Here is a 457-nt window from a genome sequence, read left to right on the forward strand (position 1 = left end):
CTCCTTCCGCACCATGTTCTTTTAAGTCAGAACTAAAACAGATTTAGTTTCGTTGGAGTATCGCCAAGCGGTAAGGCAGCGGGTTTTGATCCCGCCATTCCCAGGTTCAAATCCTGGTACTCCAGCCATTGGCTATGTAGCTCAGCTGGTTAGAGCACATCACTCATAATGATGGGGTCCCCTGTTCAAATCAGGGCATAGCCACCACGTTGCGGAAGTGGCGGAATTGGTAGACGCGCTGGATTTAGGTTCCAGTATCTTCGGATGTGAGAGTTCAAGTCTCTCCTTCCGCACCATGTTCTTAAAGTTTGAACTGAAACAACTTTACTACCTTTGTTGGAGTATCGCCAAGCGGTAAGGCAGCGGGTTTTGATCCCGCCATTCCCAGGTTCAAATCCTGGTACTCCAGCCATCTCTTCTTTAAGGGATACAATTTGATGCGGAAGTGGCGGAATTG

Annotated in this window: 4 tRNA genes; all 4 read left to right on the forward strand. The window is 48.4% G+C overall.

The features are described 5' to 3' along the window. Positions 1-53 precede the first annotated feature (53 nt). The 4 genes from CWB99_RS23650 to CWB99_RS23665 all read left to right on the forward strand — a co-directional run bounded on the left by CWB99_RS23650 (position 54) and on the right by CWB99_RS23665 (position 412). Positions 54-128, forward strand: a tRNA-Gln gene (locus CWB99_RS23650). A gap of 2 nt (positions 129-130) precedes the next feature. Further along, positions 131-207 (forward strand) — tRNA-Met (locus tag CWB99_RS23655). Positions 208-211: 4 nt separating this feature from the next. Next, a tRNA-Leu gene (locus tag CWB99_RS23660) sits at positions 212-296 on the forward strand. A gap of 41 nt (positions 297-337) precedes the next feature. After that, positions 338-412: transfer RNA gene (locus CWB99_RS23665), tRNA-Gln, on the forward strand. The last annotated feature ends 45 nt before the right edge of the window (positions 413-457 follow it).

The organism is Pseudoalteromonas rubra, from assembly GCF_005887095.1.
GTDB classification, from domain to species: domain Bacteria; phylum Pseudomonadota; class Gammaproteobacteria; order Enterobacterales; family Alteromonadaceae; genus Pseudoalteromonas; species Pseudoalteromonas rubra_E.